This is a genomic window from Sorangium sp. So ce1335, from assembly GCF_051521615.1.
Taxonomy (GTDB): domain Bacteria; phylum Myxococcota_A; class Polyangia; order Polyangiales; family Polyangiaceae; genus Sorangium.
This window is the reverse complement of sequence record NZ_CP150363.1, coordinates 4,823,064-4,847,399: the sequence shown is the minus strand read 5'-3', so window position 1 is coordinate 4,847,399 and position 24,336 is coordinate 4,823,064. Positions and strand designations below refer to the sequence as shown.

15 protein-coding genes are annotated in these 24,336 nt (G+C 72.4%); 9 read left to right on the top strand and 6 right to left on the bottom strand.

The window, feature by feature from the left end; all coding sequences use genetic code 11:
- Window positions 1-34 precede the first annotated feature (34 nt).
- From pheS to WMF24_RS17760, 3 genes are all read left to right on the top strand, one after another.
- A complete protein-coding gene (gene pheS, locus WMF24_RS17770) occupies window positions 35-1,084 on the top strand; it encodes a phenylalanine--tRNA ligase subunit alpha (protein ID WP_437737610.1) in 1,050 nt (349 codons plus the stop codon).
- 41 nt (window positions 1,085-1,125) lie between these two features.
- Window positions 1,126-3,594, top strand: coding sequence for a phenylalanine--tRNA ligase subunit beta (gene pheT / locus WMF24_RS17765; protein ID WP_437737609.1), 2,469 nt, complete (start codon window positions 1,126-1,128; stop codon window positions 3,592-3,594).
- 71 nt (window positions 3,595-3,665) lie between these two features.
- The gene (locus tag WMF24_RS17760; protein WP_437737608.1) at window positions 3,666-6,065 is read left to right on the top strand and encodes a glucosyltransferase-I; all 2,400 of its coding nucleotides are present in this window, start codon (window positions 3,666-3,668) and stop codon (window positions 6,063-6,065) included.
- Window positions 6,066-6,110: 45 nt separating this feature from the next.
- Here the strand turns inward: WMF24_RS17760 and WMF24_RS17755 are convergent, their stop codons facing one another.
- Both WMF24_RS17755 and WMF24_RS17750 read right to left on the bottom strand, forming a co-directional pair.
- Window positions 6,111-8,966, bottom strand: a complete 2,856-nt coding sequence (locus WMF24_RS17755) for an nSTAND1 domain-containing NTPase (protein ID WP_437737607.1) — start codon at window positions 8,964-8,966, stop codon at window positions 6,111-6,113.
- 344 nt (window positions 8,967-9,310) lie between these two features.
- Window positions 9,311-9,637: a hypothetical protein gene (locus WMF24_RS17750; RefSeq protein ID WP_437737606.1), complete on the bottom strand. Its 327-nt coding sequence runs from the start codon at window positions 9,635-9,637 to the stop codon at window positions 9,311-9,313.
- Between the two features lie 112 nt (window positions 9,638-9,749).
- On the opposite strand from WMF24_RS17750, the gene WMF24_RS17745 reads away from it, so the two are divergent.
- Window positions 9,750-10,562: a hypothetical protein gene (locus tag WMF24_RS17745; protein ID WP_437737605.1), complete on the top strand. Its 813-nt coding sequence runs from the start codon at window positions 9,750-9,752 to the stop codon at window positions 10,560-10,562.
- A 73-nt stretch (window positions 10,563-10,635) separates the two neighbouring features.
- On the opposite strand, the gene WMF24_RS17740 is transcribed toward WMF24_RS17745, so the two are convergent.
- The gene (locus tag WMF24_RS17740) at window positions 10,636-11,265 is read right to left on the bottom strand and encodes a hypothetical protein (RefSeq protein WP_437737604.1); all 630 of its coding nucleotides are present in this window, start codon (window positions 11,263-11,265) and stop codon (window positions 10,636-10,638) included.
- Window positions 11,266-11,838: 573 nt separating this feature from the next.
- Here WMF24_RS17740 and WMF24_RS17735 point away from each other — a divergent pair.
- Entirely contained in the window at window positions 11,839-14,349 is a 2,511-nt protein-coding gene (locus WMF24_RS17735; RefSeq protein ID WP_437738816.1) for a glucosyltransferase-I, read from the top strand.
- Window positions 14,350-14,513: 164 nt separating this feature from the next.
- Here the strand turns inward: WMF24_RS17735 and WMF24_RS17730 are convergent, their stop codons facing one another.
- Window positions 14,514-17,312 (bottom strand): nSTAND1 domain-containing NTPase, encoded by a 2,799-nt coding sequence (locus WMF24_RS17730; protein ID WP_437737603.1) that lies wholly within the window; start codon window positions 17,310-17,312, stop codon window positions 14,514-14,516.
- 382 nt (window positions 17,313-17,694) lie between these two features.
- On the opposite strand from WMF24_RS17730, the gene WMF24_RS17725 reads away from it, so the two are divergent.
- Window positions 17,695-18,672, top strand: coding sequence for a hypothetical protein (locus WMF24_RS17725; protein ID WP_437737602.1), 978 nt, complete (start codon window positions 17,695-17,697; stop codon window positions 18,670-18,672).
- 217 nt (window positions 18,673-18,889) lie between these two features.
- Here WMF24_RS17725 and WMF24_RS17720 read toward each other — a convergent pair whose 3' ends face one another.
- Window positions 18,890-20,662: a sigma 54-interacting transcriptional regulator gene (locus tag WMF24_RS17720; protein ID WP_437737601.1), complete on the bottom strand. Its 1,773-nt coding sequence runs from the start codon at window positions 20,660-20,662 to the stop codon at window positions 18,890-18,892.
- Between the two features lie 210 nt (window positions 20,663-20,872).
- Here WMF24_RS17720 and WMF24_RS17715 point away from each other — a divergent pair, with 210 nt between their 5' ends.
- The 3 genes from WMF24_RS17715 to WMF24_RS17705 all read left to right on the top strand — a co-directional run bounded on the left by WMF24_RS17715 (window position 20,873) and on the right by WMF24_RS17705 (window position 23,626).
- A complete protein-coding gene (locus WMF24_RS17715; RefSeq protein WP_437737600.1) occupies window positions 20,873-21,226 on the top strand; it encodes a hypothetical protein in 354 nt (117 codons plus the stop codon).
- 76 nt (window positions 21,227-21,302) lie between these two features.
- On the top strand, window positions 21,303-22,433 hold the full coding sequence (locus WMF24_RS17710) for a pirin family protein (RefSeq protein ID WP_437737599.1): 1,131 nt from the start codon (window positions 21,303-21,305) through the stop codon (window positions 22,431-22,433).
- A gap of 116 nt (window positions 22,434-22,549) precedes the next feature.
- Window positions 22,550-23,626 (top strand): endonuclease/exonuclease/phosphatase family protein, encoded by a 1,077-nt coding sequence (locus WMF24_RS17705; RefSeq protein WP_437737598.1) that lies wholly within the window; start codon window positions 22,550-22,552, stop codon window positions 23,624-23,626.
- Here WMF24_RS17705 and WMF24_RS17700 read toward each other — a convergent pair.
- A complete protein-coding gene (locus WMF24_RS17700; RefSeq protein WP_437737597.1) occupies window positions 23,581-24,267 on the bottom strand; it encodes a DNA-binding protein in 687 nt (228 codons plus the stop codon). The genes WMF24_RS17705 and WMF24_RS17700 overlap by 46 nt on opposite strands.
- Between the last annotated feature and the right edge of the window lie 69 nt (window positions 24,268-24,336).

Here is a 24,336-nt window from a genome sequence, read left to right as displayed (position 1 = left end):
GCGTTGCCATGGTCCCTGGGGTAAGGGGGCGGCAATGAGTGGTCCCGAACTCGGCCGCCTCATCGACGAGGTCGATCGCACGGTGGACGTCCAGTTCGCCGCCGTCGGCGATCTCGATGAGCTGAACCGCCTGTATGCCAGCCTGCTTGGGCGCCGCGGCTCGCTCAATGCGCTGATGAAGCAGCTCCCGGGGGCGGCGCCCGAGGAGCGCAAGCAGCTCGGCCAGCGGCTCAACGCCGTCAAGGGCCGCGTCGAGCGCGCCCGCGAGCTGGCCACCGCGCGGATCAAGCGGACAGCGCGCGACCAGGAGCTCGCCGCGCCGCCGATCGATATCACCCTGCCCGGCCGCTGGCGCGCGCCGGGGCGCCCGCACCCGATCATGCGGACGCTCGACGAGATCGTCGATATCTTCGTCGGGCTCGGCTTCGACGTGGCCGAGGGGCCGCAGATCGAGCTCGCGCGCTACAACTTCGATCTCCTCGGCTTCCCGGCGGATCACCCGGCCATGGACATGCACGACACGTTCTACGTGGCGGGCGATCCGGGGCAGAACGTCCTCCTCCGCACGCACACGAGCCCGGTGCAGGTGCGCGAGATGCTCTCCCACCCTCCCCCGGTGATGATCGTCGCGCCCGGCGTCGTCTATCGCCGCGACGACGACGCGAGCCACAGCCCCATGTTCGTGCAGATCGAGGGGCTCGTCGTCGATCGCGACGTGTCGCTCGCCGACCTCAAGGGCCTGCTCGAGGTCTACAGCCGCCGGATGTTCGGTGAGAACACGAGGACGCGCTTCCGGCCGAGCTACTTCCCCTTCACCGAGCCGAGCGCGGAGCTCGACGTGTCCTGCCTCGTCTGCTTCGGCGCGAACCGCGCTTGCCCGCAGTGCAAGGGGACTGGCTGGCTGGAGGTGCTCGGGTGCGGCATGGTCCACCCGACCGTCCTCCGGAACGTCGGAATCGACCCGGAGGTCTACACGGGCCTGGCGTTCGGCATCGGCGTGGATCGCACGGCCAACATGAAGTTCGCCGTCGACGACATCCGCGCCTTCTACGAGAACGACGTCCGCTTCCTCGGAAGCCTCTAGCCCCCTGGCCGAGCCACCGCGCGCCGCAGCCCCGACTCCCCATGTTGATATCCTACAAGTGGCTTCAAGAGATCCTCGGCGCCGATCCCGGCGTCGACGCGGTGACGTCGGCGCTCGGCCGCGGCGGCCTCGAGGTGGACCGCGTGACGCACGTCGGCGCCGCGCTGCGCCCGGTCGTGCTCGCGAGCGTCGTCGGGACGCGGCCGCACCCGAGCAAGAAGGGCCTCACGCTCGTCCGCGTGGACGCCGGCGGCGCCGGCGAGGGCGTCGAGGTCGTGTGCGGCGCGCAGAACGTCCCGGAGCCGGGCGGCCGGTCGCTCGTCTGTTATGCGCCCGTGGGGGCGCAGGTCGTGGACCGCACCGGCGCGCTCGTCACGCTGACCGAGAAGGCGGTCGCCGGCGTCAGCTCGGCCGGCATGCTCTGCGCCGAGGACGAGCTCGGCCTCGGGTCGAGCCACGAGGGGCTGCTCCTCGTCGAGGGCGGGCGCCCCGGGCAATCGCTGCTCGACTGGGAGCCGCGCCTCGAGGACTGGATCATCGAGCTCAGCGTCACGCCGAACCGGCCCGACGCGCTGGGCCACCTCGGCGTGGCGCGCGACGTGGCCGCGGTGCTCGGCATCGCGTTCCAGCCGCCGGCCGTCGTCGCGGCCCCGCCGCGGGCGAGCGGCGCCGGGGCGCGCGCGAGCGTGGAGGTGCGCGACGGGGCGCGCTGCCCGCGGTACACCGGCCAGGTCATCGAGGGCGTGCGCGTGGGCCCGTCGCCGCTCTGGGCGCGGGTGCGCCTCGGCCGGCTCGGGGTCCGGCCGATCACGAACGTCGTCGACGCGACGAACCTCGTGATGCTCGAGCGGGGGCAGCCGCTCCACGCGTTCGATCTCGACACGCTGCGCCTCCCGATCGAGATCCGGATGGCCCGGCCGGGCGAGACGTTCGCGGCGCTCGACGGGAAGAAGCTGTCCCTGAACGAGGACGACCTGGTGATCGCCGACGCGGAGCGCGTCGTCGCGCTGGCCGGCGTCATCGGCGGCGCGGACAGCGGGGTCACGGCGACGACGCAGCGGGTGTTCCTCGAGTCGGCGTACTTCGAGCCGCGCGGGATCCGCAGGTCGGCGCGCCGGTACGGCTTCCACACGGAGGCGTCGCACCGCTTCGAGCGGGAGGTCGACCTCTCGGGGGTGCCGCTGTCGCGCGACCGCGGCAGCGCGCTGCTCTGCGAGCTCGCCGGCGGCGAGGCCGCGGGCGAGGCGATCGACGCGTACGTCGCGCCGCGCGCGCCGCGCCGGCTGACGCTGCGGCTGCCGCGGTACCAGCGCATCATCGGCGCCGAGGCCCCGGCGCACACGCGCGAGATCCTGGAGACGCTCGGGATCCGGATCGTGGAGCGGCAGGCGGATGGGCTGCTCGTCGAGGTGCCGGCGCACCGGCCGGACATCGTCGAGGAGATCGATCTCATCGAGGAGGTCGCGCGCGTCGCCGGCTACGACAAGATCCCGAGCCGGCTGCCGCGCGTCTCGGCGGCGCCGGCGGGGGCGAAGGGCGATTACCGGCTGCGGCGGCGGGTGCGGCAGATCTGCACCGGGATCGGGCTGCACGAGGCGGTGACGTACTCGTTCCTGTCGCCGCAGGAGCTGAAGGCGGCGCGCTACGACAGCGCGTCGCTGCTGCGGCTGGTCAACCCGCTCTCCGAGGAGAAGTCGGTGATGCGGCCGTCGCTCGTGCCGGGGCTGCTCACGGTGGCGCAGCGGTCGCAGCGGTACAACGTGCCGCGGGTGCGGCTGTTCGAGGTGAGCCAGGTGTTCCTGGCGCGCCAGGGCGAGGCGGCCGGCGCGGGCGGGGCGGGCGATGCGGGCGAGCAGCCGCGGGTCGAGCGGCCGCCGGTCGACGAGCCGACCCGGCTCACGGTGCTGCTCGTGGGGTCGCGCGACAGCTACCTGACGCGGCCCGAGGACGTCGATTTCTACGACGGCAAGGGCGTCGTCGAGGCGGTGCTGGCGGAGCTCGCGGGCAGCGTGGCCCCGGCGTTCGATCTGGAGGGCGAGCCGCCGCCGTGGGCGCACCCGCGCAAGGGCGCGCGCGTCACGCTCGACGGCCGGGAGGTCGGGTACGTGGCCGAGCTGCACCCGGACGTGCGCGACGCGCTGGAGCTCACGAGCGGGGCCGTGGCGGCGGAGCTCGACCTGGCGGCGGTGGCGGCGGCGTACAGGGCGCCGGTGGCCGCGAAGCCGAGCCGGTTCCCGGCGATGCGGCACGACGTGGCGCTGCTGCTGCCGCTGGATGTGCCGGCGGGTCAGGTCATCGAGGTGCTGCGGACGACGGCCGGCGAGCGGTGCGAGAAGGTCGAGCTGTTCGACAGGTACCGCGGGAGCGAGCTGCCGGCCGGGACGCACTCGCTGGGGTTCGCGCTGTGGTTCCGGTCGGCGGAGCGGACGCTGACGGACGACGAGGTCGACCGGTGGACGAAGGCGGCGGTGGACGCGGCGAAGGCGCGGTTCGGAGCGCAGCAGCGCTGAGGCCGCCGAGGGCGGCGGGGAGCGCGGGGGCCCCGCCGGGCTCGCCTGGGACCTCTTCTCTCCGGCGGTGCATGCAGCCGAACGGAAACGCCGCGGGCAGCCGGCGAGGCGGCTGGGCGCTTCGTCACGCGGCCGCGACAGCGTTCGTCTCGGCGCTGCTCGCCGCCATGGGCGCGTGCCTCCAGGGCGGCCTACGGTGCGGCGAGGGCTTCTGTCCGATCGACCATGCCTGCGTCGAGGACAGGCAGGGCAGACCTGCGTGCGTCGTCCCTGCCAGGCTGAACACCTGCGGCAACGGGGTCGTGGAGAGCGACGAGGACTGCGACGACGGCAACCAGCGCGGCGGCGACGGCTGCGGCGCCGACTGCCGCATCAGCTGCGGCAACGGGCAGGTCGACGAGGGCGAGGCCTGCGACGACGGCAACCAGCGCGGCGGCGACGGCTGCAGCGCCGACTGCCTGTCGGACGAGCGCTGCGGCAACGGCATCGTCGACGCCGTGCGCGGGGAGGACTGCGACTGCGGGGACAGCGAGCACCCGCCCGCGGACCTGCAGTGCCTCGTGCAATCGAGCGTGGCGCCGAGGGGCTATTGCCGCGACGACTGCAAGCGCCGCTGCGGCGACGGGGAGATCGCGGAGGGCGAGACCTGCGATCCCGACGCGCCTGTCCCCCTGTCCTGCACGGCGCTGCGCTTCGATTTTGGCCGGCCGGGTTGCACGAGCGCGTGCGACGGCTTCTCGACGGACCCGTGCGGAGACTGGAACTGGAGCGTCCAGGAGAGCGGCGTATCGGAGGACCTGCTCGGCATATGGGGGAGCGGGCCGCGCGACGTCTTCGCCGTCGGCGACCACGGCACGATCGCGCACTACGACGGCCGACTCTGGCAGCCCATGGAGTCGCCAACGAGCGAACGACTGAACGGCGTATGGGGGAGCGGGCCGCACGACGTCTTCGCCGTCGGCAACTACGGCACGATCGTGCACTACGACGGCGAGCGCTGGCAGCCCATGGAATCGCCCACAGATGAACAATTGCAGCATGTGTGGGGGAGCGGGTCACACGATGTCTTCGCCGTCGGCAGCAACGGCACGATCCTGCACCACGACGGCCTGCGGTGGCGGCTGATGGATTCTCCGAGCTCGAGACGGCTGGACGGCATCTGGGGGAGCGGGCCGCACGATGTCTTCGCCGTCGGCGCGAACACGGTCTTGCGGTACGACGGCGAGCGGTGGCGCATCGAAGAATTGCCCGAGGACGTGGAGCGGGAGTTCTTCGGCGTCTGGGGGAGCGGACCGAACAACGTCTTCGTCGCAGGAGAAGACGCCATCGTACACTACGACGGCGAGCGCTGGAGCCTCGAGGATCTGTACAGCCTGGGCTTCTGGCCCCAGGGGGTGTGGGGGAGCGGTCCAGAGGACATCATCACCGTCGGCTGGCCCGGCATCGTTCACCAGCACGGGCGGGCTCTCCACATCATGGAGTCGCCGACGCTGGCAGAGATGTTCGACGTCTGGGGGAGCGGGCCGCAGGATGTCTTTGCCGTCGGCGACGCAGGCACGATCTTGCACCATGACGGCCAGATCTGGCAGGCGATGGACGCGCCGGAGCCACCTGATCACGAGGGGACGTTCAGCCTCGAGCTGCACGGTGTCTGGGGGAGCGGACCACAAGACGTCTTTGCCGTCGGCGCCGCTCGCGAGGATGTCACCCAGCTGGAGGGCGCGATCGTGCATCACGACGGCCAGGCATGGCAGCTGATGGACTGGCGACCGACGGGTTCAACGCGATATTTCCTGCATGGCGTGTGGGGGAGCGGGCCGCACGACGTCTTTGCTGTCGGCGACACAGGCACGATCGTGCACTATGATGGTCGCGGCTGGCAGGACATGGCTTCGACCACAGAGGAATCTCTGAGCGGCGTGTGGGGGAGCGGCCCGCTGGACGTCTTCGCCGTCGGCACGAGCGGCACCCTCTTGCACTACGACGGCCGGGGCTGGCAAGCGATGGAATCACCCACGCGAGCCCACTTGCAAGACGTGTGGGGGAGCGGACCAGACGACATCTTCGCGGTCGGCATCGACAGCACGATCCTGCGCTACGACGGCCGAAGCTGGCAGCTCATGGATGTGTCCATCGAGACCCAGTTAACCGGCGTCTGGGGGAGCGGGCCACGGGATTTGTTCGCCGTCAGCGGCAATGGTGTCATCTTGCATTATGATGGCCATGCCTGGCAGGCGATGGAGTCCCCTGCGTCAGCCTTCCTGTCCGGCGTGTGGGGGCGCGGGCCACGGGACGTCTATGTCGTCGGTGCGCAAGGCACGCTCCTGCACCATGACGGCATTTCCTGGCTGAAGCTCGACTCCGGGACGAACCTCGGTCTGCACCGCATGTGGGGCGCAGGCCATCACGCCTTCGTCGTGGGCTACGAGGACGCGATCTTCCGTCACGTTCGGACGGCGCCGCCGCAGTAGCGGCGGAGCCTCCCCTCCCGCTGAAGCGCCGGCGTCGCGCGCCGGCTAATCGAGCTGCTCGCCGATCGTCCCCACCGTCCGCTCGATGAGCTGCTCCTGCTCGCGCTTGCTCCGCAGCGCCGCCTCGGCCGCCGCCCTGGCCCTCTGCTCCTCCTGGGTGGCCTTCACCTCGGCCCTCCGCGCCCCGGCCTCGGACCGCTGCGCCTCGTCCCGCGCCGTGCGCGCCAGGCCGGCCGCGACGCGGGCCCGCTCGGCCTCTGCCTCGGCGCGGTCCCGCGCCTCCTCGGCTTCCCGCTGCATCTGCTCGGCCCGCCGCCGCTCCGCCTCGCTGTCCTGCCGCGCCCGCTCCGCCGCGCTCCGCTGCGCCGCCTCGCTCGCGAGCGCCCTCGTCAGCGTGTCCTCCTTCCGCCGGATCTCGTCGAGCTGCGCCGTGATCACCCGGTTCTGGCCGGTCACCTTCACGATCCCCATCCCGGCGGCGACGACGAGGAGCGACATGCCCGCGAAGATCCCGGAGGCGATGCGCCGGCGCCGGCGCTGCATCTGATCGGCGAGCCGCAGCACCTCGTCCAGATAGAGCCGCTCCCGCTCCGGCAGCTCCCCCCGGTGGCGCTCCCGAAAGCCGCGCGCCTCCTCGGCGACCTTGCCGCGCCAGAGCGTGTCCGCCGCGCGACCGCTCGAGTCCCAGAGCCGCGCCGCCGCGCGCAGCCGGTCCAGGAACACCGCGTCTTCCTGGCTCTCGTCGAGCCAGCGCCTGAGCGTCGGCCACCGCTCGATGAGCGACTCGTGCACGAGCTCCACCGCGCTGCCCGCGCGGTCGCTCCCCTTCTCGATCGCAAGGAGCCGCCCGTCGGCGAGCAGGCCCACCACCCGCTCGATCTCGCCCGGGTCCCCGGGCAGCTCGCACAGCTCGCCAAGGCTGGCCACCGCCCGCGTCCGCTCCGGCGTCACGAGCCGCTCCAGCACCGCCCGCGCGAGCCTCGCCTGCCGCTCGCTCATCCCCGCGAGCACCGTGTCCGCGTGGCTCGCCAGCGCGCCCGCCACGCCGCCGAGCGCCTCGTAGCTCGCCCGCGTCAGCAGCCGGCGCCCCCGGTCGCGCATCTCCCACAGCCTCGCCGCGGTGAATTGCAACAGCGGCAGCGCGCCCCGCGTCGTCTCCAGCGCGTCGAGGACGCCCTCGACCATCGCCAGGTCCTCGATCTCGTGCCGCGCCGCCTCCACCGGCTTCACGAGCGCCTCGCGCAGCCCCTCGCGCCCCATCGGCCGCAGGAACACGAGGCCGCGGAGCATCGCCGCCATGAAGCGCTCGTGCTCCGCCATCCGCTCGAGGAAATCCGACCGCACCGACAGGACGACCCGGAGCGGCGACGAGGCGTCGTCGGCGATGCCTTCAAGGCAGGCGAGGAACGCCTCGCGCTCGCCGGCCGGGGCGCCGAGCGTGAAGAGCTCCTCGAACTGATCGATGAACAGCAAGAGGCGCCGCTGCCCGCCGTCGGCCCACGCGCGCAGCGCGGCGCCGAGGAGGCCGGGCTCGGCCCGCAGCCGCTCGGCCGAGACGGCGCCCGTCGCGGCGCCGCCCTGCGGGGTGAGCGCGGCTGCGCCCGGCGCCACCGCGGGGTGGCCGAGGAGCTGCGCGAGCGCCCCCAGCGGCTCGCGCCCGGGCCGCAGCACCATCGCCTCCCACCCCTCGCCCGAGCGCTTGAGCGCCGGGATCACCCCCGCCCGCACGAGCGACGACTTCCCCACCCCCGACGCCCCCGCGATCGCGAGCAGCGGCTGGCTCCGCAGGCGCGCGACCACGCCCGCGAGGTCCTGCGCGCGGCCGAAGAAGCGGTCGGCGTCGCCCTCCTGGAACGACGACAGGCCAGCAAAAGGGCTCTCGTCGGCGCCGAGGTGGATCTCCCGGCGCCCCGGCAAGAGGGGCAACAGCTCGCTCAGGAGCTCCTCGGCGGACGCGAAGCGCTCCGCCTTTCGCTTGCACAGGCAGCGATCGATGATCGCCGCGAGCGCGCCGAGCTCCGGGTGGCGCGCGCCGACCTCGGGCATCTCCTCGTCGGGGATCACCACGCGGAGCAGGCTCTCCATGCTGACCGGCGCGAGCGGGTGCGCCCCGAGCACGAGCTCGTGGAGCATGATGCCCACAGCCCAGATATCGCTGGACTGGTCGATCCCCCTCCCCCTCCACTGCTCGGGGGACATGTACGGCAGCGTTCCCATCACCGCGCCGTCGCGCGTCAGGCGCGTGTCCCCGGCGTCGGGGCGCTCGGCCGCGAGCGCGAGGCTCACCTCGTCCTCGCGCAGCTTGGCGATGCCGAAATCGACGACTTTGATCGCGCCCGACGCCTCCAGCATGATGTTCTCGGGCTTCAGATCGCGGTGGATGATGCCGGACGCGTGCGCGCGAGAGAGCGCGCGCACGACCGGGACCATCAGGTCGACCGCGAGGCTGGGCGGCAGGGGCGCCGTCCCCAGCTCCTCGTCGTCGTCTGCGGCCTTGCGCTGCTTCATCCAGGCGCGGAGGCTCTGACCCTCGATGTACTCGAGCACCATGTACGGATACCCGTCGTGCTCGTTCACCTCGTGGATCGTCACGATGTGCTCGTGCTTGCAGCGCGCTGTCGCCTGCGCCTCGATCAGGAACCGCTGCACCCCGGTGCTGTTCAGCTTCGTCAGCAGCTTGATCGCGACCAGTCGGGCCAGCCGCGTGTCGCGCGCCAGGAACACGACGCCCATGCCGCCCCGCCCGAGCTCGCGCAGCAGCTCGTAGTGCCCGATCCGGGCGCCGGCCGACGGCGGCGGCGTGGCCTGCGAACGCGACGACGCGGAGCGCTCCCGCGGATCCCCCTCGCCCGCGTCGGACGGTCGACTGCCCGGCTCCTTGACGGTCAGCTCGGTGGACATCTTCCATCACCCCTACAAAGCTACGTTGCTGCTGATATCGAGACCGCCGTGGCGAGGCCGGCGAGAGCGAGGACGAGAGCATAGGCGTTTCACCGCGCCCGCGCATACGCCGCGCGCGTCGAGGCCCCCGTCGGCGGCCGGCGCGCCGTCGCGCGAGGGGCCATCGCTCCTGGCGGCCTCGCCGTCGCGCATCGAGGACAGCGGACGCGAGCGGGCTTCCCACGACGACATGCGCGGGCGTACCTTGAGGCGCGCCGCGCGCCCGTCGGCCTCGCGAGCGGGGGCGATCGCTCGACGATGCGAGGTGGAGCATCGTTCATCATCCAGGTCGGCCTGGAGGAGAGTCACGTGGCTGCCATGGCGACGACAAGCGAGCACTCCGTTCCCATCGTCCGCTCGACGGCGACGTTCCTTCTGGCGGTCGCGCTCGTCGCCCTGCACGCCGCGCCCGCTCGATCCCAGACGCCGCCGGCGCCGCCAGCGGCGGAGTCGTCGTCCTCCGCCCCGACGCTGGCGCCTCCAGCATCCTCCGCCCCGCCGCCGGCGTCGGCGCCTCCAGCGTCCTCGGCCCCGCCGCCGGCGTCGGCGCCTCCAGCATCCTCCGCCCCGACGCCGGCGCCGCCGTCATTGCCCGAGGCGACGGAGGCGCCATGGTCCTCGCCCTCGCTCACCGAACCTTCGTCCCCCGCACCAGCGCCGCGGCCGTGGCACCAGGGCATCTCCGAGGAGCGGAAGCAGCGAGCGCAGGCGACCTTCGCCGAAGCGCGGGCGCTGCACCGGAGCGTGAGGCTCGCGGAGGCGCGGGCGAAGTACGAAGAGGCGCTCGCCATCTGGGAGCACCCGAAGCTCCGACTCTACCTGGGACGGGTGTTGAAGAGCATCGGGCTGCCGCTCCTGGCCCACGAGAGTCTGCGCCTCGCGCTTCGATGGGGGCCGGGGTCGCTGAAGCCCGAGGAGGAACAGGAGGCGCGCGCCGCTCTGCGGGCGATCGAGGCGCAGGAGATCGCCCTCGTCGAGGTGCGCTGCGGCGAACCCGGCGCCGCCGTGCTGCTCGATGGCACGCCGTGGTTCGTCGGCCCCGGCGCCGAGCGCCGGTGGGTCCTGCCGGGAGAGCACGTCGTCACGGCGCGAAAGGACGGCTATTTCACGGTCGTCAAACCCATCCTCGTCGTGGCCGGCAAGGAGGCCTCGGCCGAGGTCGCGCTGAGCGCCGACGCGGTCGTCACCGAGCGCCGGTGGCCGGCGTGGATCCCGTGGGCGACGCTCGGGGCAGGCGCGGCCCTGGGCGCCGTGGGCGGCGGGCTGCTGTGGCACGCCGGCGCGGCGCACGGGGACGCAGACCGACGCTTCCAGAGCGCCTGTGACCCGTCGTGCGCGCCATCCACCCGCGGCGAGTACGACGGGAGCGTCCTCGAGAACCGGGCGGCGGTCGGCGCCCTGCTCGCCGGCGGAGCGACCGTGATCACCGGGACGGTCCTTCTCTTCATGAACAGACCACAGTCGTACCGCACCGAGGATCGCGGCGGCGTGAAGGTCGAGCTCCGGCCCGCCGCGTCGTTCGACGCGGCGAGCCTGTCGGCTCACGTCGTCTTCTGATCCACCGGTCCGGGCGCCCGGAGCCCAGGGGCCCCGGCGGGCCCCGCTCCGCGGGAGCTCCCCACCCTCCTCGTCACATGGGAGGGCTTCCGGCGCCCACAGGCGCGGCCGGCGCGCCCACATCGCAGAGGTCGATCGCCGTCTTGCACGTGCCGTACTGGCAATAACCGCCCCTCCCGAGCGCCGGGTCCGGACATTCGACGTCCGGACAATCGGCGTTCCTCTTGCACGCCTGGCCGGTCGCGGGTGTCGTCACCAGGCCCATGGCCCTTTCATGATGGAAGGCGCACAGGGTCCCTGCATCGGGCTGGTTGCTCCCCGCCCCTACCTCCTGCAAGGCCTGCTTGTAGCTCTCGTTCTCGTCGAAGCACGGATGGCCCTGCGGGAGGTCGGCAGCCACCGTACCGAGGGTGTCGTCGCAGGCCTCCTGCTGCGCCACACAGGCCATGAGGCTCTGGAGTTGCTCGAAGACGGGCTTGCAGACCCCCAGCTCCTTGACCGCCTGGGTGTGGACAAGGCGGGCGTTGGCCGCGCACCGATCGGCTGTCACGCCCTCGCTCAGCTTCCCGCACTCGGCCAGCTTGTCGCAAAGGATGTCCTCGGGCCCCACCGGCCCTCCGGCGTCGCTCCAGCAGCCCGGCAGGGCCACGGCGACGAGGCCGAAGAAGGAAGCGCAGCGCATGAGGGTCTTGATCGTTTTCATGGAGATGTTCCCCACCTTTCTCGTCATCGCCGGCGAGCCCGGCTGGCAGAGCGCCTTGGCAGCCGGCGTGCCGACCGTCCGCGCGAGCGGCCGCGCGACCCAGCGCGGGCTGCGCCGGGCGCCGATCCCGCCGCGCCGAGCGGTCGCCCCACGGCCGCTCTCGCGCCCCGGGCCGCCCCGCGCGTGGCAAGCGTTGCCTTCATGGCAAAGATTGCCATCGTTGCGGGGCGCGGTGAGGCAAGGATTGCCAGCGCCCGATGCCGCCGCGCGCCGCCTCGAGGCACGCGGGCTGCGGCGCAGGACGGCGCCGCAGCACGATTCCGGCCGCACCGACGGCGTCAGGGTGGTATGCGGCTTGCCGTGTCGTGCTCCCCGGGAAGAGGTATCGAGGCGTACAGTGGCGTGTCGCGTACGGCCGGCGGATCGGCGACCCCGGAGCGAGTCATCGGGCCGGGGAGAGGAAGCAGCGAGGGGCAGATGAGGGCATGGAGGCGGAGACGGGGCATGCGGAGAAACGGGAACGTCAAGGGACCAGCGCGGGGCGGCTGGGCGCCTCGTCACGTCGTGGCGAGCATGTTCGTGATGGCGCTGGTTGCCCTCACGGGGGCGTGCCTCCAAAGCGGGAAACTATGCGGCGACAGATATTGCCCGATCGGCTATGGATGCCACGAGGAGGGCGACACATACAAGTGTGTTGCCCCCGGCTACGGCGATGAGTGTGGCAACGGGCTCAAAGAGGGAGGCGAGGCATGCGACGACGGCAACCATGACGACGGCGACGGGTGCAGCGCCGACTGCATGTCCAACGAGCGTTGCGGTAACCGCGTCGTCGACGCCGTGCGGAACGAGATGTGCGACGACGGCAACCATGACGACGGCGACGGGTGCAGCGCAAACTGCTCGTCCAACGAGCGCTGCGGCAACGGCGTCGTCGACCCCGTGCGGAACGAGGTGTGCGACGACGGCAACAACCTAGAGGGCGACGGGTGCAGCGCCAACTGCATGTCCAACGAGCGCTGCGGCAACGGCGTCGTCGACCCCGTGCGGAACGAGGTGTGCGACGACGGCAACGACCGAGGCGGCGACGGGTGCAGCGCCAACTGCATGTCCGACGAGCGCTGCGGCAACGGCATCGTCGATGAGATACGCGGGGAGACATGCGACTGCGGCGCCGGCGACGTCGATGCAACCAACCCGCGGTGCGGCGGCGAGCAGAATGCGGAGTTCAGCGGGTACTGCAGGCACGACTGCGAGGAGCATTGCGGCGATGGGAAGCTGGCGCAGGACGAGCTCTGCGACACCAAGATACCAGTCACGACATCCTGCGCGTACCTGAGGTACGACTTCGGCCGCCCGGGGTGCACCAACTCCTGCGACGGCCTGTCCAGCACGACGTGCGGAAGCTGGAACTGGCGTCAGCAGGAGCCCGTTACATCGGAGTGGTTGTCCGGCGTGTGGGGCAGCGGGCCGCACGATGTCTTCGCCGTGGGCTACGACACGATCCTGCACTACAACGGCCGAAACTGGCACGCCATGACCCCGCCGGTACCGGAAACGTTCTCTGGGGTGTGGGGCAGCGGGCCGCACGATGTCTTCATCGTGGGCACTGCGGGCACGATCCTGCGCTACGACGGTCAGGACTGGCACACCATGTTCTCGCCCACATCGAAGACGTTATCTGGTGTATGGGGCAGCGGGCCGCACGATGTCTTTGCCGTGGGTGATGACGGCACGGTCCTGCGCTACGACGGCGACGACTGGCAGGACATCGGTCCGCCCATATCGGCAGATTTGCGGGCCGTGTGGGGCAGCGGGCCGCACGATGTCTTTGCCGTAGGGGACGGCGGCACGGTCCTGCGCTACGACGGCGACGACTGGCAGGACATCAGCCCGCCCACATCGGCAGATTTGCGGGCCGTGTGGGGCAGCGGGCCGCACGATGTCTTTGCCGTGGGGTATGGCGGCACGGTCCTGCGCTACGACGGCGACGACTGGGAGGCCATGATCTTGCCCATCGGGGTGTCAAGGCTGTCCGGCGTGTGGGGCAGCGGACCGGAGAATGTCTTTACAATGGGGGATCCGGGCACGATGCTGCACTACGACGGCCAGGGCTGGCAGGCCATGGCCTTGCCCACGCCGGACGCAGGGTTGTATGGCGTGTGGGGCAGCGGGCCTCAGGACGTCTTTGCCGTGGGTGACAGCGGCACGGTCCTGCACTACGACGGCCAGGACTTCCAGGCCATGACCTCGCCCGCATCCGAGGCATGGCTGCACGGCGTGTGGGGGAGCGGGCCGCAGGATGTCTTTGCCGTGGGTCGTGGTGCCGTGGGTGACAAGGGCACGGTCCTGCACTACGATGGCCAGGACTGGCGCGCTATAACCTCCGAGGCATGGCTGTATGGCGTGTGGGGGAGCGGGCCGCACGATGTCTTTGCCGTGGGCTCCGGCGGAGCGATGCTGCACTACAACGGCCAGGACTGGCAGGCCATGGCCCCGATCACAGGCCAAGAGCTCTATGGCGTGTGGGGGAGCGGGCCGCAGGACGTCTTTGCCGTGGGGTATACTGGGACGATACTGCACTACGACGGCCGGAACTGGCAGGCCATGGTCTCGACCACGTTGGCCAAGTTGAACGGCGTGTGGGGGAGCGGGCCGCACGATGTCTTCGCCGTCGGTGACGACTTGCGTGACGCCGGCACGATGCTGCACTACGACGGCCAGGACTGGCAGGCCAAGCCCGTGCCCACATCGAAACGTTTGAACGGCGTGTGGGGGAGCGGGCCGCACGATGTCTTCGCCGTGGGCAGCGACGGCACGGTGCTGCACTACGACGGCCAGGACTGGCAGGTCATGGACTCGACCACCTTGGCAGATCTGTATAGCGTGTGGGGAAGCGGGCCGCGGGATGTCTTCGCGGTTGGAGAGTTCGGTACGCTCCTGCACTACGACGGGATCTCCTGGCTCAAGCTCAACTCCACGACAGATCGCCGTCTTCTCGCGGTGTGGGGCGCCGGGAGATCGTCCCTTCTCGTCGGCGAAGCCGGATCCATCTACCGTCACACGCGAACGGCGCTGCCGCGGTAGCCGCACAGCCTCAGGCCTCGGGCTCAGGAACGCTCCCGCGCAGCGCGCCGCACCTCGGTACGCTGCAGGGAGCGCTCCCCTCGCGGCAACGCCTGCGCCGGCCTCGCCGCGTGGCGACGCCCGTCGTCACCCACCTGCCCGCGGCGCGCCCCCGCTGCGGCCCGCTACTTCAACCTCTCCCTGATCTTCCCCGCGGTCCGCTCGATGAGCTGCTCCTGCTCGCGCTTGCTCCGAAGCACCGCCTCGGCCGCCTCCCTCGCCTTCCGCTCCTCCTCGGTGGCCTTCGCCTCGGCCTCGCGCGCCTCGGCCTCGGACCGCTGCGCCGTGTCGCGCGCCGCCCGCGCCACGCCCGCCGCCACGCGGGCCCGCTCGGCCTCGGCCTCGGCGCGCTCCCGGGCCTCCTCCGCCTCGCGCTGCACCTGCTCGGCCCGCCGCCGCTCCGCCTCGCTCTCCTGCCGCGCCCGCTCCGCCGCGCTCCGCTGCGCCGCCTCGCTCGCGAGCGCCCTCGTCAGCGTGTCCTCCTTCCGCCGGATCTCGTCGAGCTGCGCCGTGATCACCCCGTTCTGGCGGGTCAGCGTCACGACCCCCGCCCCCGCCACGCCGACGAGGATCGACAGCGCCGCGATCACCCCGGTGACCAGCCGGCGCCTCCTGCGCCGCGTGTGGTCGGCCAGCCGGAGCACCGCCTCCAGGAAGAGCCGCTCCCGCTCCGGCAGCTCCCCCCGGTAGCGCTCCCGAAAGCCGCGCGCCTCCCTGGCGGCGTTGCCGCTCCAGAGCGCGTCCGCGGCGCGGCCGCTCGCATCCCAGAGCCGCGCCGCCGCGCGCAGCCGGTCCAGGAACACCGCGTCTCCCTGGCTCTCGTCGAGCCACCGCTTCAGCGTCGGCCACCGCTCGATGAGCGACTCGTGCACGAGCTCCACCGTGCTGCCCGCGCGGTCGCTCCCCTTCTCGATCGCAAGGAGCCGCCCGTCGGCGAGCAGGCCCACCACCCGCTCGATCTCGCCCGGGTCTCCGGGCAGCTCGCAGAGCTCGCCCAGGCTGGCCACCGCCCGCGTCCGCTCCGGCGTCACGAGCCGCTCCAGCACCGCCCGCGCGAGCCTCGCCTGCCGCTCGCCCATCCCGGCCAGCACCGTGTCCGCGTGGCTCGCCAGCGCGCCCGCCACGCCGCCGAGCGCCTCGTAGCTCGCCCGCGTCAGCAGCCGGCGCCCCCGGTCGCGCATCTCCCACAGCCTCGCCGCGGTGAATTGCAACAGCGGCAGCGCGCCCCGCGTCGTCTCCAGCGCGTCGAGGATGCCCTCGACCATCGCCGGGTCCTCGATCTCGTGCCGCGCCGCCTCGACCGGCCTCACGAGCGCCTCGCGAAGCCCGTCGCGCCCCATCGGCCGCAGGAACACGAGGCCGCGGGTCATCGCCGCCATGAAGTGCTCGTGCTCCGCCATGCGGTCGAGGAAATCCGACCGCACCGACAGGACGACCCGGAGCGGCGACGAGGCGTCGTCGGCGAGCCCCTCGAGGCACGCGAGGAACGCAGCGCGCGCCTCGGCCGGGGCGCCGAGCGTGATGAGCTCCTCGAACTGGTCGATGAACAGCAAGAGGCGCTTCTGCGCGCGGCCCGCCCACGCGCGCAGCGCGGCGCCGAGCAGGCCGGGCTCGGCCCGCAGCCGCGCGATCAGGGCCGCGCGCGCCGCCGCGCCGCCCTGCGGGGCGAAGTCCTGCGTGCTCGTGCTCGTCGCCACGACGGGGTGGCTGACGAGCTCCGCGAGCGCCGCCAGCGGCTCGCGCCCGGGCCGCACGACGATCGCCTCCCACCCCTCCCCGGAGCGCTTGAGCGCCGGGATCACCCCCGCCCGCACGAGCGACGACTTCCCCACCCCCGACGCCCCCGCGATCGCGAGCAGCGGCTGGCTCCGCAGGCGCGCGACCACGCCCGCGAGGTCCTGCGCGCGGCCGAAGAAGCGGTCGGCGTCGCCCTCCTGGAACGACGACAGGCCGGCGAACGGGCTCTCGTCGGCGCCGAGGTGGATCTCCCGGCGTCCGGGCAAGAGGGGCAAGAGCTCGGCCAGGAGCTCCTCGGCGGAGGCGAACCGCTCCGCCTTTCGCTTGCGCAGGCAGCGATCGATGATCGCCCCGAGCGCGCCGAGCTCCGGGTGGCGCGCGCCGACCTCGGGCATCGGCTCGTCGAGGCGCGGCACCGCGATGAGGTCCGGCATCCTGGCCGGCGCGAGCGGGTGCGCCCCGAGCACGAGCTCGTGGAGCATGATGCCCACCGCCCAGACGTCGCTGGACGCGTCGATCTCCTTCGCCGCCCACTGCTCGGGCGACATGTAAGGCAGCGTGCCGACCAGCGCTCCCGTGCGGGTCAGGCGCGCGTCGTCGGCGTCCGGGCGCTCGGCCACGAGGCTCGTTTGCTCGTCGCGCAGCGAGGCGACGCCGAAATCGACCACCTTGATGGCGCCCGACGCGTCGAGCATGACGTTCTCGGGCTTGAGATCGCGATGGACGATGCCGGACGCGTGCGCGCTCGCGAGCGCGCGCACGACCGGGACCATCATCTCGACGGCCAGGCCGGGCGGGACCGGCGCCGCCCGCGCCCGGCCTGGGGCGTCGGCGGGCCTGCGCTGCTTCATCCAGGCGCGGAGGCTCTGCCCCTCGATGTACTCGAGCACCATGTACGGGAAGCCGTCGTGCTCGTTCACCTCGTGGATGGTCACGATGTGCTCGTGCTTGCAGCGCGCGGTCGCCTGCGCTTCGACGAGGAAGCGCTGGACCCGGACGCTGCTCAGCTTCGTGAGGAGCTTGATGGCGACGAGGCGCGCGAGCCGGAGGTCGCGCGCCAGGAACACAACGCCCATGCCCCCGCGGCCGAGCTCGCGCAGGAGCTCGTAGTGGCCGACGCGGTCGCCCGCCGACGGCGCCGGCCTCTCCTGCTCCGGGGACGACGGCGGGGCGGCCGTCACCGGCATTGTCTGGGTCCTTATCATCTCGCGAGCGACCGCGGCCACGACGGCAGCATATACGTTGGCTCGCGCGCGTGTATCCCCTTCACTTCACCCGGCAAAGCCCATCCGCTCCCCTGCCACACGGCCTCCGTTCGGATCACCCGGATCCGCGCTGCCCAGGCGTCGGCGGCACACCTGGTCTCCGGCTTGCTTGGCCGGAGCCCCCGTGCGAACATCGCCTTGTCACACCCTTGCGCTCGACGCGTCGATTGCGGTATTCGCGCGGCGAGCGCTGCGAGCCTGGACGCGCGCTGGACGGGCGCGCGAGCGGAGGTCCCACGGACGCCCCGGAGGAGAGAGGCGCTCGGCTCTCATGACGTCGATCCGCAAAGACCCCGCTCGCATCGTGCGCTCGACAGCGCGGCTCCTCCTGCCCATCGCCCTCGTGGCCCTGTGCGCTGCGCCCGCGCGAGCCCAGACGCCGGTGCCACCATGGCACCACGGGGTCTCCGAGGAGCGGAAGCAGAGGGCACAGGTGCTCTTCGAGGAGGCGCGGGAGCTGCACCGGCGCATGATGCTCGCGGAGGCGCGGGCGAAGTACGAAGAAGCGCTGGCGTCCTGGGAGCACCCCGAGCTACGGCTGTACCTGGGGCGGGCGCTCAGGAACATCGGGCTGCCGCTCCTCGCGTACGAGAGCCTGCGCTCCGCCCTGCGCTGGGGGCCCGGCTCGCTCGACGCCGAGCAGGAGCAGGAGGCGCGCGCGGCGCTGCGAGCGCTCGTCGAGCAGGAGCTCGCCACCATCGAGATCCGCTGTGACGAGCCGGGCGCCACCGTGCTGCTCGACGGCCAGCCCTGGTTCGTCGGCCCCGGCGCCGAGCGCCGGATGGTCCTGCCGGGAGAGCACGTCGTCACGGCGAGAAAGAGCGGCTATTTCACCGTCGTCAAACCCATCTTCGTGTTCGCCGGCAAGGAGGCCTCGGGCCAGCTCGCCCTGAGCGTCGATGCCGTCGTCACAAGGCAACGGTGGGCCACGTGGGTCCCGTGGGCCACGCTCGCGGCGGGCACGGCCCTGGGCCTCGCGGGCGGCGGGCTGATGTGGCAGGCCCACACGGAACACGGAGATACAGACAAGCGCCTCCGGAATGGCTGCATCCGGTCGTGCGAAACGTCCGACAGCGACGCGTACGATCCCAGCGTGCTCGAGAACCAGCTGGGGATCGGCGCCCTCGTCGCCGGCGGAGCGACCGCGATCACGGGGACGGTCCTGCTCTTCATGAACAGGCCACAGTCCTACCGCAGCGAGGATCGCGGCGGCGTGAAGGTCGAGCTCCGGCCCGCCGCGTCGTTCGACGCAGCGAGCCTGTCGGCGCGGCTCGTGTTCTGATCCCGCGGAGTCGCCGCGACGGCAATCCTTGCCGCACCGTGGCCCCGAGGAGCTGGCAAACATTGCCAGAGCGGCAAACCTTGCCATCGCAACCCGGGCCGCGGGCGCGCTCGACCTGGAATCGAGAGCTATGGAACGTGCGTTGCTATGACGCCCGTGCCGTGAAACGAGGCGCGTCTCCGTGGTCCGTGGCAGCGCGGGCGGCCCGCCCGGGCGCTCACGGGCTCCGCTTCCCCTCCCGCGCGGAGATGCCGTATTGCTTGAGCTTGAACGTGAAGGTGCGGACCGGCATCCCGAGGAGCGCCGCCGCCCGTTTCTGCACCCCGTCCGCGGCGTCGAGCGCCTGACGCATGCGCGCGCACTCGATCTCTCGAAGCTCCTCCGCGATGGGCTTGAAGCGGACGGGCGCCGCGGCTGACGGCGCCGAGCTGCTCGCCGCGGGCTGCGGTGGGCTGTCGAGCCCGGCGATGCGCTCCGGCAGGCTCCACGGCTCGATCACCGCGCCGTCCGTCGTGGCGACGGCGTATTCCATGGCGTTCTTCAGCTCGCGCACGTTGCCGGGGAACGGGTGCGCGAAGAGCGCGGCGAGCGCGGCCTCCGAGAGATCGAGCGCAGGCCGCCCGGCCCGCGCGCACGCCTCGGCGAGGAACAGGCGGGCCAGGATCGGCAGCTCGCGCCGCCGGTGCCGGAGCGGGGGGAGCTCGACGACGGCGGCGCTCAGACGGAAGAGCAGATCTTGACGGAAGCGGCCGGCGTCGACCTCGGCCTCCAGATCGCGGTTCGTGGCGGCGACGATGCGGATGTCCACCTCGCGATCGCGCACGTCGCCGAGCCGCGTGATCCGCTTCGCCTCGAGCGCGCGGAGCAGCTTGGCCTGGACGCCGAGGGGCAGCTCGCCGATCTCGTCGAGGAAGACGGTGCCGCCGTGCGCCCGCTCCAGCAGGCCGGGCTTGGGCGCCCGCGCGTCCGAGAACGCGCCCTTCTCGTAGCCGAACAGCTCGCTCTCCACGAGCGTCTCGGGGAGCGCGGCGCAGTTGAGCGTGATCAGCGGCTTCTGCGCCCGCGCAGACCAGTGGTGCACGGCGGCGGCGGCGTTCTCCTTGCCCGCCCCCGTCTCGCCGAGGACGAGCACGGGCAGATCGCTCGCCGCGAGGCGCCGGATCAGCTCGAACAGCCGGATCATCGCCGCGTCGGCCACCACGATGGTGCGCTCGCCGATGACGTGCCGGACGGCCGTCTCCGACGCGGAGGCGATCGCCCCCGGCGCGGCGATCGAGGCGGCGGTCCGCGCGCCGGCGAGGAGCGTCTCGGTGTCGCCGCCGTCGAACGGGTACGAGGCCAGCCCGGCGCGCGCCTCGGGCGCCAGCGGCCTGATCGCCTCGAGCAGGTGGAGCGCCGCGGCGCGCGCCGCCTCTCCGCCGAGCTCGGGGAACCCGATGGCCAGGTGAGAGCCGCCGTCCCAGGCGACGATGTCCATGAGCCGGAGCGTCGAGAGCGCCCGCTGCTCGAGCGCCGTGCGCATCTGCACGGCCCCGAGGCACACGACCGCCAGGCCGAACGGCCGCGCCGAGTCGGCGGCGCGCTCGATCTCCTCCTCGACGCGCCGGCGCAGCCGGCCCATGTCGATCATCGCGCCGCCCGTGGACGGCAGCTCGCGCCGGACGATCAGCGTCGTGTCGCCGATGGTGACGACGTCGCCGGAGCCGAGCGCGCGCGAGCCCTCGATGCGCTCGCCGTTGACGAGCGTCCCGTTGTGGCTGCCGAGATCGGTGATCCGGACCTCCCCTCCGGAGAGGACCAGCTTGGCGTGCCGCCGGGAGACCGCGGCGGTGTCGAGACGCACGTCGGCGTCGTCGCTGCGCCCGACGACGAGCGCGCCGTCGTCGGGGAGCGCGCGCCGGTACGACGAAGAAGCACCGATGACGAGGAGGTATGAGTTGACTCCACGGCTGTCCGGGGACTCCCGCAGATCGAAGGTCTGAGTCGTCAACGGCGAGCTTGATGGGCCGCTCATGCGCCCGAAGCTAACCTCGAAGCCGTCGCGCATGCAAGCAGCGCGCCTCACAGGCCTGCGCCGGGCCCTGGCGCCTTCAGCAGCTCCAGCGTCGACGGCGCGCCCGCCGCGATGAAGCTGGCTCCTCTGCCCCGGAACCTTTTCCCTCACCGCATGTCAGCACCGTCAACCAAGGAGGTCCTCGTCATGGCTGAAGCGTTTCACCTGGGCGGCTGGGGCATGTACCCGACGCTCGTCTTCGGGCTCCTTCTGCTCGCCGCATCCGTCCGCTATGCGATCTCGCCCGAGCGGCGCTTCGTGCCGCTCCAGATAAGCCTCGGTATCCTGACGCTGATGGCCGGCGGCTTCGGCTTCGTCGCCGGCGCCATCAAATCGCTCACGTTCATGGGCGCGGTGCCGCCCGACGCGCGCTGGCTCTGGATCGTCGGCCTCGGCGAGTCGCTCAACAACATCGCGCTGGCGCTCGCGCTGCTCGTCCTCTCGTCCCTCGCCGCCACCGTGGGCGCTTATCGCCTCGCGCGGATGGATCCCGCCCGCTGACGCCACGAGGGTTGCCCCCGGCGCAACGCCGCGTTGCGCGGCGGCGCCGTTGTCCCCCTCCGGGGCGCGGCTTACGATGGTCGCCATGGATCGCCGCACCGCCCTCGGCACCCTCGCCGCCGCGCCCGTCGTGGCCGCGTGCGCCCGCACCGAGCCCTCGCCCACAGGCGCCGACGACGCCGCGCTCGCCGCGCAGGACGTCGTCCGCGACGTCGCCCCGCTCGGGTCTCCCTGGGAGACGCTCGACCCGTTCCTCTTCTGCGTCCACCACGACGACGCGTACCCGGCGGGCAACGACCGGATGGGGCCGGCCGCATCGCTCGCCGGCCGCGCCATCGGGCGCGACTTCGCGGGCAAGGACGGGTGGCGCATGTACCACGGCGATGTCGTCCCCGGCTTCCCGCAGCACCCGCACCGCGGCTTCGAGACCGTGACCGTCGTGCGGCGCGGGCTCGTCGACCACTCGGACTCCCTCGGCGCGACGGCGCGCTACGGCCGCGGCGACGTCCAGTGGCTCACCGCGGGCAGCGGCATCGTGCACGCCGAGATGTTCCCGCTCGTCGAGCGCGGCGGCCCCAACCCGCTCGAGCTCTTCCAGATCTGGCTCAACCTCCCGCGCGCGGACAAGCTCGCCGACCCGCACTTCGTGATGATGTGGGGCGACACGATCCCGAAGCAGGTCGTGCGCGACGCCGCGGGTCGAGCGACCGAGCTCACCGTCGTCGCGGGCCGCTTCGGCGAGCTCCGCCCGCCGGCGCCGCCGCCGAGATCGTGGGCGTCGCGCGCGGACGCCGACGTGGCGATCTGGACGCTGAAGCTCTCGCCGGGCGCGCGGTTCACGCTGCCAGCCGCCTCGCCTGGCGCCGGCCGCGCGCTCTACTTCTTCCGCGGCAGCGAGCTCCGCGTCGGCGCTCGCCGCGTACCCGCGGGTCAGCGGATCACGCTCCGCGACGGCGCCGCCGCGCTGCTCGAGAACGGCCCCGACGAGGCCGAGATCCTGCTGCTCCAGGGCAGGCCCATCGGCGAGCCCGTCGCGCAGCAAGGCCCGTTCGTGATGACGTCGATGACCGAGGTCCAGCAGGCGTTCCTCGATTACCGGCGCACCGGCTTCGGCGGGTGGCCGTGGCCGAGCGACGACCCGGTGCACGCGCGCGCGGAGGGCCGCTTCGCGCGGTACCCCGACGGGCGCACCGAGACCGCGGGCTAGCGGCGCAGGCGACGCACCTCGCGCCGCCGCGCACGAAAAAGCGCAGCGGATCGGGGCGCCGCGCGCTCGAAGCGACCCCGGCGCGGCCGGGCACACCGCGTGCATCGCCGCGCGCCATGCCCTTTCATGTCGCCACCTACAACGCGGGGCTCGCGGTGGGGGTGCTGCCGTACGCGACGGAGCGGGTGCCGCGCGTCGTCGAGGCGCTGGCCGCGCTCGACGTGGATCTCCTGTTCGTGCAGGAGTTCTGGCTCGACGCGCACTGGGACCTGCTCCGCCGCGCGGTGGAGCCGCGCCTGCCGCACGCGCTCCGGCCGGAGCCCGCGCACCCGGCGGCGCACGCGGCGTGCAGCGCGTCGCAGGTGAGGCCGCTCGTCGCGTGCGCTGAGGCGAAATGCAGCGAGCTCACCGACGAGGCGCTCGCGCGCTGCGTCGTCCAGAGCTGCGCGACGACCGCCCTCGCCCTCCCCACCCCGTGCCTCAACTGCATCGCGAGCCGCCCTGTCGGCACGATCCACGAGATCGTCGACCGCTGCGTCGGGGAGCCGACGGCCTCGCAGGCCTCGTCGCCGGGGCGGTCATCGCGCTACGGCGGGCTCATCGCCTACGGCGGCTCGTTCGGCACGGGGCTCCTCGCGCGCGCGCCGCTCGAGGATCGCGACATCCTCGTGTTCGAGTCGACCGTGAACGCGCGCGGCGCCCTGTACGCGCGCGTCGCGGCGCCAGAAATCGGCGATCTCCACGTCTTCGCGGCGCACCTGTCGCCGGGCGGCGCGGAGCAGCCGCCGCAGCTCGAGCGCCTCGTCGCCTGGGTCGACGAGAAGGCGGGCCGCGCGCCGGCGCTGCTCCTCGGCGATCTCAACACGACGCCCGGCTCCTCGCTGTTCCGCCGCCTGGAGGGCGCCGGGTTCCGCGACGCGGACGAGCCCGATCGTCGCGCGACGTTCTCGCACGACGGGCTCGGCACGGGCGACGTGGACGACTCGGGCTGGCGGCTCGATCACGTGCTCGTGCGCGGCCTCGACGCGGCGCTGCGCGCGGGCCGCATCCTCGACGAGCCGATCACGATCAGCGCCGCCGGGCGGCCGATCCGGACGACCCTGTCGGATCACTTCGGCGTCCTGGCCGCGATCGAGCGGCGCTGCGATCACTGCACCACGAGGTCTCCTGCCCGGCGCGGCGCGACCTCGTAGGTCTCCTCGTACTGCGCGGCGAGGCCGGTCACCTCGATGACCTGATCGACAGCGAGCGACGCCAGCTCGATGACCGGTTGGCCGTCCACGAGGTGCACGTAGACCTGGGTCTCGCCCGAGCCGTCGTCGATGTACACCTCGACGCCGTAGGGCTGCTCGTCCACGGTCCTTGTGACGCTGCCGCTCACGCGTACGAGCAGCCCCTCGACGGCCTCTCCGACCTCGCCGGTCGTCACGTCCGTCGGCTCGACGGATCCCGTTCCGTCGAGCACCGCGACCGAGGCTGCATCGGCGTTGAGCACCGTCTGCTCGGCCGTCTGACCGAGCCGCCCCGTGACGCGCACGCGGTCATCGAGGTCGAGATCGAGCGCGTCGGGCAGGCTCACGTAGATGCCCGCGGTCGTGTCCTGCAGGGCGAAGCCCTGCTCTCCGGTCGCCGAGTTGAACGTGCCGGGCGCGACGGTCACGACCCCCTCGACCGTCGCCGTGGAGCCCTCGGCCAGGCCGCGGGCCTCGGTGACGGTGACAACAGCCTGGTCCGGAGAGGGAGACTTTCCGCTGGAGTCGCAGCCTGTGCTCGCGAGGATGCAGCTGGTGGCAGCGATCGAGACGAGCTTGCAGGTCGAGAGGAATCTACGCATCCCTGTTGTCTACCGCCGCTGCACGCACGGCACAACGTGCCAGGAGGCGAGCGCGAGCGCTCCTCCTCG

Bases quoted from the DNA above. Each gene is read 5' to 3' on its own strand.
- pheS (WP_437737610.1), top strand. From the start codon at position 35: ATGAGTGGTCCCGAACTCGGCCGCCTCATCGACGAGGTCGATCGCACG.
- pheT (WP_437737609.1), top strand. From the start codon at position 1,126: ATGTTGATATCCTACAAGTGGCTTCAAGAGATCCTCGGCGCCGATCCC.
- WMF24_RS17760 (WP_437737608.1), top strand. From the start codon at position 3,666: ATGCAGCCGAACGGAAACGCCGCGGGCAGCCGGCGAGGCGGCTGGGCG.
- WMF24_RS17755 (WP_437737607.1), bottom strand. From the start codon at position 8,966: ATGTCCACCGAGCTGACCGTCAAGGAGCCGGGCAGTCGACCGTCCGAC.
- WMF24_RS17740 (WP_437737604.1), bottom strand. From the start codon at position 11,265: ATGAAAACGATCAAGACCCTCATGCGCTGCGCTTCCTTCTTCGGCCTC.
- WMF24_RS17735 (WP_437738816.1), top strand. From the start codon at position 11,839: ATGTTCGTGATGGCGCTGGTTGCCCTCACGGGGGCGTGCCTCCAAAGC.
- WMF24_RS17730 (WP_437737603.1), bottom strand. From the start codon at position 17,312: ATGCCGGTGACGGCCGCCCCGCCGTCGTCCCCGGAGCAGGAGAGGCCG.
- WMF24_RS17715 (WP_437737600.1), top strand. From the start codon at position 20,873: ATGGCTGAAGCGTTTCACCTGGGCGGCTGGGGCATGTACCCGACGCTC.
- WMF24_RS17710 (WP_437737599.1), top strand. From the start codon at position 21,303: ATGGTCGCCATGGATCGCCGCACCGCCCTCGGCACCCTCGCCGCCGCG.
- WMF24_RS17705 (WP_437737598.1), top strand. From the start codon at position 22,550: ATGCCCTTTCATGTCGCCACCTACAACGCGGGGCTCGCGGTGGGGGTG.
- WMF24_RS17700 (WP_437737597.1), bottom strand. From the start codon at position 24,267: ATGCGTAGATTCCTCTCGACCTGCAAGCTCGTCTCGATCGCTGCCACC.